Source organism: Mesorhizobium sp. WSM3866 (assembly GCF_002294795.1).
Taxonomy (GTDB): Bacteria; Pseudomonadota; Alphaproteobacteria; order Rhizobiales; family Rhizobiaceae; genus Mesorhizobium.
On the sequence record NZ_NSGC01000006.1, the window covers coordinates 274,726 to 293,255 of the forward strand.

Below are 18,530 nucleotides of genomic sequence, written 5' to 3' on the forward strand. Positions count from 1 at the left end.
CCATGAAGTCTGGGGTTCTAAACCTCGTGCTGAAGCGGCTGGCGATCGCGATCGTCACCCTTCTGATCGTCCTGTTCGCCGTGTTCTTCGCCACCAGCATGCTGCCGGGCGACACGGCGTCGATCCTGCTTGGGCAGGCGGCGACGCCCGAGGCGGTCGCCGGCCTGCGCGAGGCCATGCATCTCAATGATCCGGCGATCCTGCGCTTCCTGCGTTGGCTTGTCGGTCTGCTCCACGGCGATCTCGGTACCTCCTACGCCAACGAAATGCCGGTCGCGGCCCTGATCGGCGGGCGCTTCGTCAACACCATGAAGCTCGCCGGCATCACCACGCTGATCTCGGTGCCGCTGGCGCTGACGCTCGGCATCACCGCCGCCATGTTGCGCGGCTCCGTCTACGACCGCACCGTCACCGTGCTTTCGATCGGCGTGATCTCCGTGCCGGAATTCATGGTCGCGACCCTCGCCGTCCTGCTCTTTGCCGTTTATCTGAAATGGCTGCCGGCGTTGTCTTCGGTCAACGAGGCGCACTCGCTTGCCGACCTCGTGCGCATCTATTCGATGCCGGTGATTACCCTCACCTTCGTCATCTCGGCCCAAATGATCCGCATGACGCGCGCCGCGGTGATCGAAACGCTCTCAACGCCTTATGTCGAGATGGCGCTTCTCAAAGGCGCCTCGCGCAGCCGCATGGTGCTCAAGCACGCCCTTCCGAACGCGCTTGGGCCGATCGTCAACGCGGTCGCGCTCTCGTTGTCCTATCTGGTCGGCGGCGTCATCATCGTCGAGACGATCTTCAATTATCCCGGCATCGCCAAGCTGATGGTCGATGCGGTCGCGACGCGCGACCTGCCGCTGATCCAGAGTTGCGCGATGATCTTCTGCCTTGGCTATCTCCTGCTCATCACGGCCGCCGACATCGTCGCCATCATGTCCAACCCGAGGCTCAGATGACAGTGGCGCGCGCGGCATCCACCCGACGGTCCTTCCTGGGCCACAGCTACAACCTCGTGGGCGTCGTGGCCTCGCTGGTCATTCTGGCGTGGACGCTGGTCGCGATCTTCGCGCCCTACATCATTCCCCATCCGATCGGCGATATCGTCGACGACGACTATTTCGGCCCGATGCGCCAGGGCCTGTGGCTCGGCTCGGACTATCTAGGGCGTGACATGCTCTCCAGGGTTCTCATGGGAGCACGCTACACCGTCGGCATATCGCTTGCCGCCGTCTCGATCGCCTGCTTTTCAGGGGTCGTGCTGGGGATGATCGCGGCCGTCACCGGCGGCTGGTTCGATACCTGCCTCAGCCGCTTCCTCGACGCCATGAACTCCATCCCCAGCAAGCTGTTCGGCCTTGTTGTCGTCGCCGCGGTCGGCTCATCGATCCCGGTGCTGATCCTGACGCTCGCCGTCATCTACATCCCGGGCGCCTACCGCTTCGCGCGGGCGCTTGCCGTCAACATCAACACCATGGATTTCATGACCGTCGCCCGCGTCCGCGGCGAGAGCACTATCTATCTCATCGGCTCCGAGATCCTGCCGAACATCATCCGGCCTGTGCTTGCTGACTTCGGCCTGCGCTTCGTCTTCATCGTGCTTTTGCTCTCCGGCCTGTCCTTCCTCGGGCTCGGTCTGCAGCCGCCTTTAGCCGACTGGGGCGCGCTGGTGCGCGAGAACATCGGCGGCCTGCCCTTCGCGGCCCCGGCCGTCATCGTGCCGTCGCTGGCGATCGCCAGCCTGACCATTAGCGTCAACCTCTTAATCGACAACCTGCCGCAGAAGATCAGGGACCGGGACGCATGACCAATCTCGTCGAGGTCAGAAACCTTCGGATCGAGGCAAAGACCGACGCCGGACGTCTGGTCGAAATCATCAAGGGCGTCAGCCTCGACATCGCCGATGGCGAGATCGTCGCCCTGATCGGCGAGAGCGGCTCCGGCAAGACGACGGTGGCGCTCTCCCTCATGGGCTATGCGCGGCCCGGCTGCCGGATTACTGGCGGCGAGATCAATGTCAACGGCAAGAACATGGCTGCGCTTACCGAGCGGGAACGCGCCAGGTTGCGCGGCACCGACATCGCCTATGTTCCGCAAAGCGCCGCCGCCGCCTTCAACCCCTCGTCGACCATCATCGAGCAGGTGATCGAAGTCACGCGCATCCACGGCCTGATGCCACCCGAGCAGGCGCGAAAGCGCGCGGTCGAGCTGTTCCGGGCCTTGTCGCTGCCTGATCCGGACGGTATCGGCGCCCGTTATCCGCACCAGGTTTCAGGCGGGCAATTGCAGCGGCTGGCGGCCGCCATGGCGCTGATCGGCGATCCCAAACTGGTCATCTTCGACGAGCCGACGACCGCACTCGACGTGACGACCCAGATCGACGTGCTCAAAGCATTCAAGTCGGTGATGAAGGCGGGCGGCATAGCGGGTGTCTACGTTTCCCACGACCTCGCGGTCGTCGCCCAGATCGCAGATCGCATCGTGGTGCTGAAGGGCGGCGAGGTGCAGGAGACCGGCACGACGGCCGGAATCCTTTCGGCTGCCCAGCATCCCTATACACGGGAATTGCTGGCCGCTTTCGAGCCGAAGTCGAGGCAGATACGGGCGGATGAAGATTCCGGACCAAAGCCGCTGCTTCGCATCGACAATCTGATAGCCGGATACGGCCCGGTGAAAGGTGACGGGCAGCCGGTTATCCGCGCGGTCGATTCCGTCAGCCTGGTCGTGGAGAAGGGCCGCAATCTCGGTGTCATCGGCGAGTCCGGTTGCGGAAAATCGACGCTGGCGCGCGCCATCGCGGGCATTCATCCGGCGGCGACCGGCGATATCGTCTTCGACGGCAAGGCACTGGAGCGCGCCGCCCGGAAACGCACTCGCGACCAGCTGCGCGAGATGCAGATCGTGTTCCAGTATGCCGATACCGCGCTCAATCCCGCCAAGCCCATTGAGGACATCATCTCGCGACCGCTGGCTTTCTATCACGGGCTCGACAAGCAGGCGCGCTCGAAGCGTGTCGACGAGTTGCTCGACATGGTGCGCCTGCCGAGGTCGCTGCGCTACCGTCATCCCTCGGAGCTCTCGGGCGGCCAGAAACAGCGCGTGAACTTCGCGCGCGCGCTGGCGGCCGGTCCGAAGCTCATCATCTGCGACGAAATCACCTCAGCGCTCGACACGGTTGTAGCGTCCGCCGTGATCGAGCTACTCAAGGAGCTGCAGCGCGAGCTGGGGCTCTCCTATATCTTCATCAGCCACGACCTCTCCGTCGTCGAGGCCATCTGCGATGAGATCATGGTCATGTACAATGGTGAGCGGGTGGAGCAGATCACGCCCGACAAGGTGAAAGCGCCCACGCACCCTTATTCCAAACTTCTGTTTTCCTCCGTGCCGAAGCTCGATCCGACCTGGCTCGACGGCCTCGTCCGCGACCCCGAGCTCGTCACTCAGTACGGCCACCGCTGACCAAACTGACCGGAGGGGATTCGCCGGACTACAATTGCGAGCAGAGCCGGTAGGCCTCATAGATTGACGAGTAGATGTCCCTGCTGGCGACCGCGTCTCCAATGCGGTGCAGGACGAAGGATCCTGGAGCTTGGAGCCCTTGCACCCCCTCTGTCGCCACTCCCGTCATGAGCGCGGTGTCGGTGACGCCCTCATTGGCGGAGCGGGCACGCAATTCCTGATAGGTATCTTCCACAGGTGCCGTGCCGCGCTCGACAATGAGTTGGGCCGCGGTCATTTCCGTTTCTGCACCGGTGAGCTCATGCCGGAACCGGGCGGCGATGCCGTTGCCGTGGCGCGCTGCCTTGATGAGCCGCAGATCGCCGACGACCCGGATGCCGAGTTCGGACGCGAGTTTGCGGAAACTGACCCGGTCCGGATAGGGTGTCTCGATCGCAAGCGTGTCGTCAGCCATGGCCAGGCTGACCGCATGTCCCAGGCGGGCAAGATGCAGGGCACAGGATATGGCGGCCTGGCGTCCAGTCTCATCGTAGATGAGCACATCGGCCTTCGCGGGCATGACCCCGGTCAAGATATCCCAGACGCTGTCGCAATGTTCAGCGCCCTCCAGCCACTCCATGTCCGGGATGCCGCCTGTGGCGACGATAACGGCATCCGGTTTCTCGGCAAGCACTCCATCTGCGTCCGCATAGGTGTTGAGGCGGACATCCACGCCCAGGCGCGCGAGCTCTTCGGCGCGCCAGTCGACTATACCGATCAGATCCTTGCGGTCGGAAGCCGAGGCCGCAACCAGCACCTGCCCGCCGAGCCGGGCCCCAGCTTCGAACAAGGTCACGCTGTGCCCGCGCTCGGCGGCGACCCGGGCCGCCTCCATCCCGCCCGGACCACCGCCGACGACGACCACCCGTTTCGGCGTTTCGGTCCGGTCAATGATGTGGCTGACGGTCGTTTCATGGCCGCTGGCGGGGTTGTGAATGCAATGGACCTTCTTGTACAGGCAGTAGGACGCGCCGACGCACGGGCGGATGCGGTCTTCTTCGCCCCGCATCACCTTGTTGACGATATGCGGGTCGGCAATATGCGCTCGAGTCATGCCGACCAGATCGACAAGGTTTGCGCGGATCGCGTGCCGCGCCGTGGCTACGTCCCTGATGGCGGCGGCGTGGATGACCGGCAGCCTGGTTTCCCGCTTGAACTGCCCAACCAACGGCAGAAACGGCGCGCTCCTGATAAACATGCCGGGCATATTCTGCTCGGCCAGCGACAAGTCGGTGTCCATGCGGCCGAAGATGCAGTTGAAGAAATCGACATGGCCTTCGCGCTCGAACAGCCGGGCGAAGGCAAGGCCTTCCTCGAAATCCGATCCGTCGTCAACCGCCTCGTCGATCACGAAGCGGATCCCGACGGCGAAGTCGTCGCCCACCGCGCGGCGGATCGCTTCGTGAACCATCAGCCCGAAGCGCGCGCGGTTTTCCAGCGAGCCGCCGAAAGCGTCCGTGCGCCTGTTGGTTCTGCGCGACAGGAATTGGCCGATCAGATGGCCGCCGGTGACGGTCTCGACGCCGTCCAGGCCGCCGTCAACGCAGCGCCTGGCGGCACTGGCGTAGTCCTTGACGATCCTGTCGATGTCCGCGGCGTCCATTTCTTTGGGGAAATTCCGGTTTCGCGTCTCGCGGACGCGTGACGGCGCAACCGGGGGCAACCAGTGACCGGCATAGGCAGTAGCTCGCCGGCCGAGATGCGAGACCTGACACATGACCGTCGCGCCGTGGCGATGAATTCGCTGCGACAGCGATTGGAGATGAGGGATGATGCGATCGCTGGAAAGATCCAGCTGACCGCCGCCCCAGCTCGAATCGGGCGACGTCATCGCCGAGCCGCCGACCATAGTCATCGCCAGGCCGCCGCGCGCCTTCTCTTCATGATAGCGCTGATAGCGCTCGAGCGGCAGGCCACCCTCGTCCAGCATTGAGGCATGACTGGTGCTGACGACGCGGTTGCGCAGCGTTAGACCCTTGAGCCGAAACGGCTGAAGCAGTGGATCGCCGGATGTGCTCCCCGCTTGGAATGCCGCTGCCGGCACATGCTGCTCCGAACCATTCATGAGGGTTATAGTTCGCGATTTGCAGGACCGCAGGAAAGCTTGAAAATTGTTGGGGCGGCTATACGCTTGGCGTATGGCTGGCTTCGCAAAACTCGTTCCATCCGCACGCGGACTCCTCGTTTTCGAGGCCGCTGTCCGTTCAGGAAGTTTCACGGCTGCAGCGCGCGAGTTCAACGTCACGCAACCCTCGATCAGCCGCAGCATCGCTCAGCTGGAGGCCGATCTCGGCGTGGCTCTGTTCACGCGCGGTCCAACGGGATTGTCCCCGACCCCGGAGGGGCGCGCCCTCTATTCGGCTGTACGGGAAGGATTTGACGGCATCGAGGAGGCGATCGGCACGATCAAGCGGAACAGTGCCGCAAAGCCGGTGGTTACCCTTTCGCTCTCGAGCTCTCTCGCTACGCACTGGTTCGTTCCGAGGTTAACGGCGTTCAACACGCGATTTCCCGACGTGGACCTGAGGTTCGAACTCATCGCCGGCGTTCTGCGAGGACCCGCCGAGAATGTCGAGCTTGCCACCAGAATCCTGGCCGACGACGACATCCACTATCACCGCTGGGCCTTCTCGCCGGAAATCATCGTTCCGGTGTGCAGCCCATCCTATCTGTCGCACCACGGCCGCTTGAACCATGACTCGGACGGCGAAGGTCATATCCTGCTTCATCTCACCGACGCCAAGGAGCAGTGGCTGGACGCCTGGGGCAGCGTAGCCCACCGCAAGACCAGCAGGGCGAAATGGCTCGAATTCTCGGACTACGCGGTCGTGCTTCAAGCCGCGATGAACGGAGAAGGCGTGGCGCTCGGCTGGCTCAGCAATGTCTCAAGGGCACTGCTTCAGGCAACGCTCGTTCCGGCCTCGGACAGGCAGATCAACACCGGACGGATCCATGAATTGATTGCACCTCGCTCACGGCCAGTGCGGCCGATCGTCTCCGATATCCGCGCCTGGATGATCGCCGAGATGCAAGCCGAGTTGAAAGCGTTGCGCGCACTATTGCAGCCCGGGGTCCTGTAGCCCGGACCGCAGCAGACAACTGCAGCGCCCGGCACAGCTACCCGCTGACTACATGGGAAACAGGCTGGGCAGCGGCATGTGCGATTTGACGATCGGCGACTTCAGCACCACGAAGCTGAAATACTTGTCGATGCCGATATCCATATCGGTCAGCCGCTCCATGATCGTCTGGTACTCGCCAATCCCGGCGGTCACGAATTTCATCAGATAGTCGTAACCGCCCGACACGAGGTGGCATTCGATGACCTGATCGATCTTCTCGACGACGGCGAGAAAGCGGGCAAAGTCCACCTGGCGATGGTTCTTCAAGGTGATTTCGGTGAACACGGTCAGTGTCTGGCCGAGCTTGCCGATGTTGACCTGCGCGGAATAGCCCTCGATATAACCTTCCGACTGGAGCTTCTTGACCCGCATCAGGCACGGGCTCGGCGACAGGTGCACCAGTTCGGCCAATTCCACATTGGTGATGCGGCCGTTCTTCTGCAATTCATGCAGAATCTTGATGTCGATCCGATCCAGTTTCACGTCCATCTCCGAAGAACGCAAGCCACAGCACAAAATGCCGCCACTTCTCTAGCCGTGACACTACCACAGCCCGCAGGCCTGTCTATCCGATGGGCCTGCTCTGACACGCAGGGACTCTCGATTTCATTGCGCGCTACGGAATAAAATTCTGCCTGAAGCATAACTGCGGCAGCGGCTGCCTGCGCAACGCGCTAGATTCGAGCCTCGAAGCAGAGAGAGGACCATGCGCGCGCCGCTGCAACAGATCGAGACATCCGGCGAACTGCCGCAATCCGCGGATGCGGTGGTGATCGGCGGAGGCATCGTCGGCGTCTTCGCGGCCTACTACCTGGCTAGGCGCGGCTTGAAGGTCGCGCTTGTCGAAAAAGGACGCATCGGCGCCGAGCAATCCAGCAGGAACTGGGGATGGTGTCGCCAGCAGAACCGCGACGCCCGCGAGCTGCCGATGGCGACGCGCAGCCTCGATCTCTGGGAGTGCTTTGCGGCAGAAAGCGGCCAGGACACCGGCTTTCGCCGCTGCGGCCTGCTCTATCTCAGCAATGACGAGGCGGAACTGGCCGGCTGGGCGCGCTGGCGTGACTTCGCCAGAACGGCGGGCGTCACCACGCACATGCTCGACAGCGCCGAGGCCAGCGAGCGGGGCCGCGCCACCGGAAGGACCTGGAAAGGCGGCGTCTTCTCGCCGACCGACGGGACCGCCGATCCGTCGCAGGCCGCGCCAGCGGTCGCCCGCGCCATCCTCCAGCTTGGCGGCACGGTGCATCAGAATTGCGCCGCGCGCGGTATCGAGACCGAGGGCGGTCGCCTGAGCGGCGTGATCACGGAAAGCGGTACGATCCGGACGAAAGCGGCGGTTTTGGCCGGTGGCGCCTGGGCGTCCTCCTTTTGCCGCCAGTTCGGTTTCCGGTTTCCGCAGGCCTCGATCCGCTCCTCCATCCTGTCCGTCTCGCCCGGCGCGGGGGGCTTGCCGGATGCGCTGCACACGGCAAAGATCTCGGCGACGCGGCGCGGTGACGGCGGCTACACCCTCGCCATAAGCGGGCGCGGACGCGTCGACGTGACGCCGCAGCAGCTGCGCTTCGCTTCGCAGTTCGTCCCCATGTTCCTGAAGCGCTGGCGCAGCCTCGCGCCCGGCGGGTTGCAGGGGGTGCGCTCAGGCCACGAAACGCTCCAACGCTGGCGGCTCGACCGGCCGACGCCGATGGAGCGGATGCGTATCCTCGATCCGATGCCGGATCAGGCGACCATCCGCCTGACCCATGCCCGCGCGCTCGAGCTGCTGCCTGCGCTGCGGCAGACGAAGATCAGCGCGGCCTGGGCGGGCTACATCGACAGCACCCCGGACGGCGTGCCGGCCATCGGCGAGATACACGCCGTTCCAGGCTTCTTCCTGGCTGCCGGATTTTCGGGTCACGGCTTCGGCATCGGACCCGGTGCCGGGCACCTCGTCGCCGATCTTGTCACCGGGTTGGAGCCGATCGTCGATCCGAAATCCTACGATCCGCGGCGTTTCGATGCTTCGGCGTGGGGCAAGGTCGCCGACTTCTAGTTTCAAACGCGACATTCCGACATCGCTTGGCAGGTGAACCCTCCGGATTGCATCAGCTCTCCCGAAGAAAGGCGCCGATGGGGGCAGGCCGGATGGGGGCCTGCCCGCGAAACCGGCCGACATCCTCGGGCCTACAGCCGGCGTGGGCTGCGATGAGTTCGGCGGCTGCCAACTGGCAATAACGCCCCTGGCAGCGCCCCATGCCGACGCGCGAGAGCGATTTCACCCTGTTGGCCTCGCCGCCGCCGAGAGTCGTGCCCTCGCGCACGGCCCCGGCAGTGACGTTCTCGCAGCGGCAGACGATCGTATCGTCGGGAAGCGCCCTCACCATCGCGCCTGGCCAAGGAAAGGCCTGGGCCAGACCGCGGGCAAAGCGCTCGAGCCGTGCGAGCCTGCGCAGGTCGGCGCCGACGGAGGGCACCGGGCTTCCAAGATCGGCAAGGCACGCCGCCGCGGCAAGGCGCCCGGCGATCTCCGCGCCGTCCGCCCCGAGAGGACGAGCCCCATCACCGGCCAGGTAGATGCCATTGCCGGCCCGTCCCATCCGGTCGGTCTTCGGGAGCCACTGCCGCCATTGCTCGTCATAGGTGAAGGCGCATCCCACAAGGTCAGTCAGATGAGTCTCCGCCCGCAGGTGCCAGCCGATCCCGATCATGTCGCATGGGGTGACGCGCTCCCGGCCGCCGGCGTCGCGCCAGCGCATCCCGGTGACACCCCGTCCATCGGCCTCGATTTGCAAAGGCGTCACGCCAGCGTGGTAGCGGCGACCAAGCCGCGCCCGCAGGGCCAGCCCGCGCAACGCCACGATTGGTCGGGCGGCAAGTCCCCAGAACCCGCGCATCTGCTGGCGCCAGGAAGAGGTGTCGAGCACCGCCGCCACATCCGCTCCGGCCTTGAGGAGTTGCATGCCAACCAGCGTCAGCAAGGGGCCCGACCCGATAAGCACGATGCGCCGTCCGAGTGCGACGCCCTGCGCTTTGAGCGCGATCTGCGCCGCGCCAAGGCTGTACACGCCGGCGTTCTGCCAGCCAGGGATCGGGGCGACGCGGTCTGAAGCGCCGGTGGCGAGGATCAGGCGGTCGTAGAAGACGACCTCCGCGCCGCCCTCCCCCAGCACATGCAGCCGCCCCTCATGCACGGCGATGACGGAGCTGCGCGCGCAATAAGTGAGCCGCCCTTCATCGGCCATCCGGTCGAAGAGCAAATGCAACGCGCGAGCCTTGTCCGCCTCAGAGCCGTACAGTTGCTCCGGAGTTCGGACGAACCCGGCAGGCGGGCGGCGATAGATCTGCCCACCCGCGCGGTGCCCTTCATCGATCACCACCGGATGGAGCCCGGCGTCGACCAGTGTCGCCGCGGCCCTTATGCCGGCGGGGCCCGCACCTACGATCACGATGCGCGGCGATGAGGGCTCGCTCACGGCCAGTTCTCCGGCGGCGTCGTGTGCAGCCGCATGCCTTCGACGACAAGAGTTGTGCACGCACGCAGGCGCGGTCCCCCTTCTTGCCATACCCAGCAGTCCTGGCAGGCTCCCATCAGGCAGAAACCTGCTCGCGGCTCGGGACCGAACTCGGAACTCCGCAGCGCATGTCCTGAAGCCAGCATTGCCGTCAGCACGGTGTCGCCGTCCAGCGCGTTGCGCGTCTCACCGTCGAGAAGGAATTGCACCTCCTCGCGATCGCGCTCGGCCAGCCGGACGATGCGGCCGACCGTGATCATTCGGCGGCCTCTCGTACCGGCCCCGGACGAGGCAGCTCGGGAAAACGTTCGCAGACCGCCTCGAGGGCCGCTTGGACGCCTTCCGGCCCGGAGCGACCTTTCATGCGGCGAAAAATCTCCGTCTTGGCGAAGAACCGCCAGTGGATCGGCAAGGCGTCCAGCAGAGCGTGGAGCCGGTCATAGGCGGCCGGCGTCCACTGCGCTTCGTAGCTGTCGCGCTCCGGCCCGAAATGGAAATGGCCGACGGACGGCGTGTGCCTCGCGCGCAGCCGCTCCGTCGCGCGCTCGTCGACTTCGCCGCCGCGGATAACGACCCCGTAGTCGCTTTCGGCTGCGGCCGGCGAGAGATAGCCGCGCCGCACATCCTCACCGACCCGCCAGGGCTCGCGCTTAAACGGGTCGCCGCGTCCGCCGCCGCCGGCGGATCGGATCTCGAGCACGTCGCCCGGCTGCAGCACCGCCGTGTCGATGTTGCCCAGCCGCCGCTCGCGGTCGGTGCCCGGATTGACGACCATGTCCGACAGGCCGGCCGCCTTGCCGCCCAGCACGCCCCAGGGACGGAAGAAGCTGCGGTCGCGATTGCGCGCCGTAATCCGGGAGTCGGGGGCAAAGACACGAAAAGCCATCTCGGTCGCCAGCCCGCCGCGCCAGCGGCCCGCACCGCCGCTGTCCTGGGCGAGCCCATATTTCACGAACTCGACCGGCGTCTCGGTCTCGGTGATCTCGATCGGCGTGTTCTTGAGATAGGCAGCATCGGCGCCCGATCCATTGGTGCCATCGCGATGCGGCATCGCGCCGCCGCCACCCACGACGGGGTTGACCGCCGCGATGACGCTCCTGCTGGTGCGCTCATCGATGGTCATGACGTTGACGATGCAGTTGTTGCCGGCCGGCGCCGCCGGCAAGCGCTCCGGCAGCACCTGTGAGAAGGCCCCGAAGATGACCGAGCGCAGCCGGGCGCAGGTGAGCGAGCGCATGCCGACGGCGGCGGGATGGACGGGGTTCAGCACCGAACCTTGCGGCGTGATGCAGGTGAACGGCCGGGTGAGGCCCGCGTTGAGCAGGATTTTCGGGTTGAGCGTGTAGAGCACGTAATAGACGCCGACGAGCAGCATCGTGTGGCGCGGGTCGCCGCCCGAAGGCACGTTGAGCGAGGAGCCGAGCTGCGGATCGGAGCCGGTGAAGTCGAGCACGGCCTCATCGCCTTTGATCGTCAGCGTCAGCTTCAGCCGGCAGGGATTGGCCTCGACCGAATCCTCATCGGCATAGTCGGCGAATTGCCAGGTGCCGTCGGGCATGGTGCGCAGCACGTCCCGCGCCTGCGCCTCGGCATGGTCAAGAAGAGCGGCAACGCCTTCGACGAAGCCGGCCTTGCCGAACTTCTTCACCATCGCCTGGATCTTGCGCTCGCCGGTGTTGAGTGCGCCGACCAGCGCCTTGATGTCGCCGATGTTGAGGTCCGGCTTGCGCACATTGGTGCTCATGATCCTGAGGATCGTGTCGTCGAAGACGCCTTCCCTCACCAGCTTCATCGGCGGAAAGCGGATGCCTTCCTGATGGATTTCGGTGAGCGCACGGCTGAGCGAAGCCGGCACAGCCCCGCCCATGTCGGTGTTGTGGATGTGCCCTCCCGTCCAGGCGACGATCTCGCCGTCGACGAAGACCGGCTTCCACAAATGCGTATCGGGCGCGTGCGTGGCGACGTGGCCGGAATAGGGATCGTTGGTGAAGGCGACGTCTCCCGGCCGGTAGTCGTTCACTATGGCGATCGCACGGTGATAGGAAAGCCCCGGATACCACGTGGCGCCGAGTTCCATCGGGACGGCGAAGGTCGCTCCCGAGCGATCCATCAGCATCACCGTAAAATCCTGCGTCTCCTTGACGAAGGCGGAGTGCGCGGTGCGGTGCAGCGTGTGGGCCATGTTCTCGGCCGCCGCGCGGGCATGGTTAGCCAGAACCTGAAGATTTGTGCGGTCGAACAAGGCGTCACTCCGCGAAAGTCAGAACGAGATTAAGGTGGCGATCGACCCGCGCCTGCGTTCCGGCGGGGAGAGCGAAGGTGGTATCTTCCTGGACCACCACCGCAGGCCCGTGAAACGCGCTGCCCGGCGCCAGGGTCTGGCGGTCATGGAGGTCGATGGTCTCGACGGTCAGACCGGTGTAGACCGGCACCCGGCGCGCCGGATGGGTCGGGACGTCGATCTCCTCGGTCTCGGGGAAGGAGAGCGCCGGACCTGCGCCTATCGCGGACAGCCGAACATTCACGAGCTCGATCGCGCCGTCCGGATCGTGGAAGTCGTAGAGCTGCTCATGGGTACGGTGGAATGCCTGCTCGATCGCGGCCGCATCGCCGTCCGCCAGCCATTGGGGCGAAAGGACGACCTCGATCTCATAGCTCTGGCCGAAGTAGCGCATGTCGCAGGAGAGTGTGAGTTGCGCGGCCGCATCGTGCTCCTGCGCCGCAAGCCAGTCGCGGCCCTCCTGCGCAAGCGCCTCAAAGGCCTCGCAGATTCCGGGAAGCGACGCGCCGGAAAGCGGGCTGAAGATGGTGCGGATGAAGTCCCCGCGCAGATCAGCCACCAGTCCACCTAGCGCCGATACCACACCGGGGCGGCGGGGCGCCATGACGCGCTTGATGCCGAGCTCGCGGGCCAGGAAGGCACCAAGCATCGGGCCGCCGCCGCCGAATGGCATCAGCGTGAAATCGCGCAGATCGACGCCGGCGCGCGAGGCGAGCTTCTCGACCTCGACGAACATTTCCGACACCGCGATGTCGAGGATCGCCTGCGCGGTCTGCTCGACCGGACGGCCGAGCCGCATCGCAAGTTCGCCGACCGCGCGATGCGCCAGTTGGGTCTCGATGCTGAGCTGGCCATAGGCCATCTCGCTATGGCCGAGCCATCCGCACACCACCATGGCGTCGGTCACCGTCGCCCGCTCGCCGCCACGGCCGTAGCATGCGGGTCCCGGCGTCGAACCGGCCGATTCCGGCCCGACCCGCAGCACTCCTTGCGCGTCGACGCTGGCGATCGAGCCGCCGCCGACACCGATCGAGCTCACCGACACGGAAGGGATATGGAGCGGAAATTCGCCGATCAGCTCGCCGGTGCCGAACTGCGGCTCGCCGTTTATGATGAGCGCGAAATCGGCCGAGGTTCCGCCGATGTCGAGGGTGAGAACCTTATCCTCGCCGGCCTGACGCGCCAGCCACGAGGCGCCGATGACGCCCGAGGCCGTTCCCGACAGCAGCATGTTCACGCAGGCGCGCTTGCCTTCGGCGGCGTTCATCAGCCCGCCGTTCGACTTCGTCAGCATCGGCCGGGCCGGCACGCCGCGATGCTTCAGCCGCTCTTCCAGCGCGGTCAGATAGCCGGAGACGCGCGGATGGACATAGCCATTGAGAATGGCGGTCGAGCTGCGCTCGTATTCGCGGATGACCGGCCACACCTCGGCGGAGGTGAAGACGAAGAGGTCGGGCGCCAGGCGCGCGATCGCCGCCTTTACCGAGGTTTCCTGCGCGGCGTTGCGCCAGGAATGAAGGAAGGACACGATGATCCCCTGCGCCCCGTTCGCTTTCGCGGCCGCGACCGCGCTCTCCACCGCCGCCGTGTCGGGCGCCTGGGATTCATTGCCATCGGCGCGCATGCGGGCCGGAATGCCGAACACCATGTCGCGCGAGATCAGCGGATCCGGCCGCGCGCAGAACAGCGAATACATGTCCGGCATGCGAAGCCGCGCGAGTTCGATCACGTCCTCGAAGCCGGCATTGGTGAATAGCGCCAGCGGCGCGCCCTTGCGCTGGATGATGGTGTTGATGCCGACCGTCGTGCCGTGCACGAAGCGCGTCATATGGGTCGCGTCGAAGCCTTCGCGTTCGGCTAGCAAGGTGAGCCCCGTCATCAGCTCGGCACCCGGATCTTCCGGCGTCGTCAGCACCTTCAGCGAAGCGACGCGTCCGGAGTTTGCTTCGAGCGCGCAGAAATCGATGAATGTCCCGCCGATATCGACGCCGACCTTCCAGTCGGCCTTCTTCAGCGCCTCATCCGTCGCAGTGGCTCCATCCATGATGCGTCCCTTTCCGTCTGCTCGGAAACTCGCACGAGCGGACAGTCACGGTCCAAGATGGATGATGGGCAAGAATATAAGTCGTACTTATACCTTGACGCTATGCTCGCCGACAACGGCGGAGCAGGCCGTGCGGATGTCATCGCGCATCGTTTCGTCGGCCCTCGAAAGGGCTCGTGCGCGGGACGTGAGCAGCGCGATCGGGAATTCCGGGCCGCCCGCCAGCGGCCTGACAGCGAGGCCGGAAAACTGGTGCCACGGCAGCAGCGCGTCGACGAGAGCCACGCCCAGGCCGGCCTGGACGAAGCCGACGGCAGAAATCGAAACGTCGATCTCCAGCGACGGTGAAAGCGCCACGCCTTGCGCGCGGGCCGCGTGGGCCAGCTCGTCGGCGGGACGCGTGTTGCCGCGATAGGATATCAGTTGCTGCCCGACGAGATCGGCGAGCGTCAGCTCGGGCTTATTCTGCAGCGCGTGTCCGCGCGGCAGCAGGCAGGCGAAGCCGACGCTGCCGATCACCTCGGCCTCGATATCGGGAGGCAGGCGGTCATCCATGGCCACGCCGAGGCTGGCATCGCCGGCGCGCAGCATGTCTACAATCGCGGCGATCGGCGCGCTATGGGAACGCAGCAGCATGTCGGGATGCTGCGCCCGAAATGCGGTGAAGGCGCGCGGCAATATCGCCATGGCCGGCGGCGGCGAGGCGGCGACCCGCACCAGTCCAGTCCGACCGAGACGCAGATCGGTGGTCTTGCGGCGCAGGCCGTCGAGCCCCGCCGACAGCCTCTCGGCATCGGGAAAGATCTCGAGCGCCTCAGGGGTCGGCCGCAGCCTGCCCTTGACCCGCTCGAACAGCGTGAAGCCGAGCTCGTCCTCAGTGTGGAGCAGTATCTGGCTGAGCGCGGGCTGGGAGATGTTCAGCATTCGCGCCGCGGCGGTCACGGTGCCCGCGCGCATGACGGCGATGAACACTTCGAGCTGCCGGGCCCGCATTCCTACTCCATAGGTAAAACTTATGGCTTTTATCCAAAGCCATCTTTGACGCATTGCCGCGGCGCCGACAAGATGGATCAGGATCAGCCCTCTGCGCTAAGGAACGACAATGGATGTGATCGTGCTGGGCGGCGGCCTGATGGGGACGGCTTCCGCCTATTTCCTGGCCAGGCGCGGCGCCCGCGTGACGCTGATCGAGCGCAACCGGATCGGCAGTGGAGCAACCGTCGCCTCCTTCGGCAACATCCGGCGCACGGGGCGTCATCTGTCGCAGCTTCCGCTGGCCCACCGCTCGCTCCGGCTGTGGGGCGAGGCCGAAAAAATGCTGGGGCGCGATGTCGAATTCCGCGCCACCGGTCACGTGCGGCTGATCTTCGATGAAGGCGGTCTCGCCGACATGCGCAGCTATGCCGAGGCGGCGCGTCCCTGGGGACTCGAGCTGGAGCAGCTCAGCCCGCGCGAGATCCGCGCGCGTTTTCCCGGCCTCGGTCCGGACGCGATCGCGGCGTCGTTCTCTGCGCATGACGGCAGCGGCAATCCGCGGCTGATCGCGCCGGCCTTCGCCGAGGCCGCCCGCAAGCTGGGCGCGAAAATCATCGACGAAGCTCGGGTCGAAAAGATCGAGCGGACCGACTCGGGTTTCCTTGTCGCCAGTTCAAAAGGCGCTTTCGCTGCAGAATGCCTGCTCAACACCGCCGGCGCCTGGGGCGCGCGCGTCGCCGCGCTGTTCGGCGAAGAGGTCCCGCTCGATGCCCGCGGTCCACAAATGGGTGTGACCGAGCCACTGCCGCACCGGATCCTGCCGGTGGTCGGCATCTGGACGCGCGACAAGGACTATGGCGCCTATCTGCGTCAGGTCGAGCGTGGCAACATCGTCTTCGGCGGCGCCGCCGAAAGGGTGCCGGTAGACCTCGATCCAGGCCATGCGACCGCCGACCCCATGCGCCTGCCGACGCAATTGCGCGCCGTCGCGCGGCTGCTGCCGGCGATCGCGCAAGTCGCGGTCATCCGCACCTGGTCGGGCTGCGAAGGCTATGTCCGCGACATGCTGCCGGTCATGGGACGCTCGTCGACGACGCCGGGCCTGTTCCACGCTTTCGGCTTCAGCGGGCACGGCTTCCAGCTCGGTCCGGGTGTCGGCGACGCCATGGCCGAGCTCATCACCACCGGCGACTGCGAAACGGCCCTCGACGATTTTAGGATAGATCGCTTCAATCGCGGAGCCTGACGAGGCGAGTCGATCCCCTGGGCTCAGGCGTCCTTTGACGCGGAAGAAGGGAGCTTCCATCTGTCCGGATGACGGCTTGTTGGGTGAGCAGAAAGGTCGCTTTCGGATGGCTCAGACTGGAGTTCGCCCCCAGCAAACCGCGGCCGCGGATTGGAGCGCGTGGGCGCTGCGCGACAAGCGATTCATAGGTGTCGTTGTACGAGCATTCCCCGATCGGCGATTCTTATCCCCATGCTTTGCTCAGCCCTATCGGCTTAATGTCGAACGCAGGATGCCGCGCAGAACATGGCGCGCTTCTACGGACTTTCCATCGAAACGACATTGTTTTGCGGCGCTTCGGCCAAAGGATGACGACTGAACCTAGACAGTAAGGAGCTTGCGTACATCGGGCCTGTCCAGATCCTCGGCGGGGCCGGTATGCACGATCTGGCCACGGTCCATGATGTTGACCTCGTCGGCAAGCTCGCGGCAGAAATCCAGATACTGCTCGACCAGAAGCACCGCGATCCCCGCCTGGTCGCGCAGATAGCGGATGGCGCGGCCGATGTCTTTGATGATTGATGGCTGGATGCCTTCGGTCGGCTCGTCGAGCACGAGCAGCTTCGGCCGCATCACCAGCGCGCGGCCTATGGCGAGCTGCTGCTGCTGGCCGCCGGACAAGTCGCCGGCGCGGCGGCCGAGCGTCTGCTTCAACCCTGGAAACAGCTCGAAGACATGAGCTGGAACGTTGCGGTCGGCGCGCTTCAGCGGTGCGAACCCCGATTCCAGATTTTCGCGCACCGTGAGCAGGGGAAAGATTTCCCTGCCCTGCGGCACGAATGCGATGCCCGACCGGGCGCGGTCATACGCCGCGCTCCGCTCGAGCGCTTTCCCCTCGAAGGCAACACTTCCGCTCGTCAGCCTATGATGGCCGACGATGGATCTCATCAGACTGGTCTTGCCGACGCCGTTGCGGCCGAGTACGCAGGTGATCTTGCCCGCGCCCGCTTTCAGCGAAACGCCGCGCAGCGCCTGGGCGGCACCGTAATGGAGGGTGGCGTTGGAGACTTCGAGCATGGTCAGCCCCTTCTCCAGCACCTGAGGAAGGAAAGGTCGAAACGATGCAACGAGACCCGCCAGATCATGCTCAGCGCCCCAGATAGACTTCGACGACGCGTTCGTCGGCCGAAACGAAATCGAGCGTGCCTTCCGACAGCACCGAGCCCTCGTGCAGGCAGGTGACCTTGACGCCGAGCTCGCGCACGAAATGCATGTCGTGCTCGACGACGACCACCGAATGGTCGCGGGCGATGTCCTTGAGCAGGCGCGCCGTCTCCTCGGTCTCCGCGTCGGTCATGCCGGCGACCGGCTCGTCGACGAGGAGCAGCTTCGGGTCTTGCGCCAGCAGCATGCCGATCTCCAGCCACTGCTTCTGGCCATGGCTGAGATTGGCGGCGACCTCCCCGCGCTTGTCGCCGAGGCGGATGATGCCGAGGATGTCGTCGATGCGCCTGGCCCCGGTCGGCGAGCCGCGATGGAAGAGCGCTGGAAAGATCGAGCGCGGCCCCTTCAGCGCCAGCATCAGATTGTCCTCGACGCTGTGGCTCTCGAAGACGGTCGGCTTTTGGAACTTGCGGCCGATGCCCATCATGGCGATCTCGGCTTCGTCATGCCGGGTGAGATCGACCCGACCGTCGAAGAATACCTCGCCCTCGTCCGGCCGCGTCTTGCCGGTGACAATATCCATCATCGTCGTCTTGCCGGCGCCGTTGGGTCCGATGATGGCGCGCATCTCGCCCTTGTCGAGCACCAGCGACAGGTTGTTGATGGCGCGAAAGCCGTCGAAGGAGACCGAGACGCCGTCCAGATAGAGGATGGTGTTCGACTTGCTCATGGTCGC

The 18,530-nt window shown here is 65.3% G+C and carries 15 protein-coding genes; 6 read left to right on the top strand and 9 right to left on the bottom strand.

The genetic code is table 11. From position 1 onward, the window contains the following. Positions 1–2: 2 nt before the first annotated feature. The 3 genes from CK222_RS16400 to CK222_RS16410 are packed head-to-tail and all read left to right on the top strand — an operon-like array spanning position 3 to position 3,453. Positions 3–953 carry an ABC transporter permease gene (locus CK222_RS16400; protein WP_066989177.1) on the top strand — a complete coding sequence of 317 codons (951 nt, stop codon included), beginning with the start codon at positions 3–5 and terminating at the stop codon, positions 951–953. Continuing rightward, positions 950–1,801, top strand: a complete 852-nt coding sequence (locus CK222_RS16405) for an ABC transporter permease (protein WP_095801051.1) — start codon at positions 950–952, stop codon at positions 1,799–1,801. The genes CK222_RS16400 and CK222_RS16405 overlap by 4 nt, the downstream gene beginning before the upstream one ends. Then, positions 1,798–3,453, top strand: coding sequence for an ABC transporter ATP-binding protein (locus CK222_RS16410; protein WP_095801052.1), 1,656 nt, complete (start codon positions 1,798–1,800; stop codon positions 3,451–3,453). Before CK222_RS16405 ends, CK222_RS16410 begins: the two co-directional genes overlap by 4 nt. 28 nt (positions 3,454–3,481) lie before the next feature. Here the strand turns inward: CK222_RS16410 and CK222_RS16415 are convergent, their stop codons facing one another. Next, complete coding sequence (locus tag CK222_RS16415; RefSeq protein WP_095801053.1) at positions 3,482–5,557, bottom strand: NADH:flavin oxidoreductase; 2,076 nt, start codon at positions 5,555–5,557, stop codon at positions 3,482–3,484. A 73-nt stretch (positions 5,558–5,630) separates the two neighbouring features. On the opposite strand from CK222_RS16415, the gene CK222_RS16420 reads away from it, so the two are divergent. Beyond that, complete coding sequence (locus CK222_RS16420; RefSeq protein ID WP_095801054.1) at positions 5,631–6,572, top strand: LysR family transcriptional regulator; 942 nt, start codon at positions 5,631–5,633, stop codon at positions 6,570–6,572. Positions 6,573–6,620: 48 nt separating this feature from the next. Here CK222_RS16420 and CK222_RS16425 read toward each other — a convergent pair whose 3' ends face one another. Beyond that, positions 6,621–7,097, bottom strand: coding sequence for an Lrp/AsnC family transcriptional regulator (locus CK222_RS16425; RefSeq protein ID WP_066989429.1), 477 nt, complete (start codon positions 7,095–7,097; stop codon positions 6,621–6,623). 223 nt (positions 7,098–7,320) lie between these two features. Here CK222_RS16425 and CK222_RS16430 point away from each other — a divergent pair, with 223 nt between their 5' ends. After that, positions 7,321–8,646 carry an FAD-binding oxidoreductase gene (locus CK222_RS16430; protein ID WP_095801055.1) on the top strand — a complete coding sequence of 442 codons (1,326 nt, stop codon included), beginning with the start codon at positions 7,321–7,323 and terminating at the stop codon, positions 8,644–8,646. A gap of 52 nt (positions 8,647–8,698) precedes the next feature. Here CK222_RS16430 and CK222_RS16435 read toward each other — a convergent pair whose 3' ends face one another. The 5 genes from CK222_RS16435 to CK222_RS16455 all read right to left on the bottom strand — a co-directional run bounded on the left by CK222_RS16435 (position 8,699) and on the right by CK222_RS16455 (position 15,423). Then, positions 8,699–10,066 (bottom strand): FAD/NAD(P)-binding oxidoreductase, encoded by a 1,368-nt coding sequence (locus CK222_RS16435; RefSeq protein ID WP_095801056.1) that lies wholly within the window; start codon positions 10,064–10,066, stop codon positions 8,699–8,701. Next, positions 10,063–10,365 (bottom strand): (2Fe-2S)-binding protein, encoded by a 303-nt coding sequence (locus tag CK222_RS16440; protein ID WP_095801057.1) that lies wholly within the window; start codon positions 10,363–10,365, stop codon positions 10,063–10,065. The genes CK222_RS16435 and CK222_RS16440 overlap by 4 nt, the downstream gene beginning before the upstream one ends. Further along, positions 10,362–12,347: a hydantoinase B/oxoprolinase family protein gene (locus CK222_RS16445; RefSeq protein ID WP_095801058.1), complete on the bottom strand. Its 1,986-nt coding sequence runs from the start codon at positions 12,345–12,347 to the stop codon at positions 10,362–10,364. Before CK222_RS16445 ends, CK222_RS16440 begins: the two co-directional genes overlap by 4 nt. Positions 12,348–12,351: 4 nt before the next feature. After that, positions 12,352–14,430: a hydantoinase/oxoprolinase family protein gene (locus CK222_RS16450; protein ID WP_095801059.1), complete on the bottom strand. Its 2,079-nt coding sequence runs from the start codon at positions 14,428–14,430 to the stop codon at positions 12,352–12,354. An 87-nt stretch (positions 14,431–14,517) separates the two neighbouring features. After that, complete coding sequence (locus CK222_RS16455) at positions 14,518–15,423, bottom strand: LysR family transcriptional regulator (protein ID WP_095801060.1); 906 nt, start codon at positions 15,421–15,423, stop codon at positions 14,518–14,520. 109 nt (positions 15,424–15,532) lie between these two features. Between CK222_RS16455 and CK222_RS16460 the strand changes: the two genes are divergently transcribed. Beyond that, entirely contained in the window at positions 15,533–16,651 is a 1,119-nt protein-coding gene (locus CK222_RS16460; protein ID WP_095801061.1) for an FAD-binding oxidoreductase, read from the top strand. A gap of 360 nt (positions 16,652–17,011) precedes the next feature. Here the strand turns inward: CK222_RS16460 and urtE are convergent, their stop codons facing one another. Both urtE and urtD read right to left on the bottom strand, forming a co-directional pair. Further along, the gene (gene urtE / locus CK222_RS16465; protein ID WP_067327999.1) at positions 17,012–17,707 is read right to left on the bottom strand and encodes an urea ABC transporter ATP-binding subunit UrtE; all 696 of its coding nucleotides are present in this window, start codon (positions 17,705–17,707) and stop codon (positions 17,012–17,014) included. Between the two features lie 70 nt (positions 17,708–17,777). Next, the gene (gene urtD / locus CK222_RS16470) at positions 17,778–18,524 is read right to left on the bottom strand and encodes an urea ABC transporter ATP-binding protein UrtD (RefSeq protein ID WP_095801062.1); all 747 of its coding nucleotides are present in this window, start codon (positions 18,522–18,524) and stop codon (positions 17,778–17,780) included. Positions 18,525–18,530 lie beyond the last annotated feature (6 nt).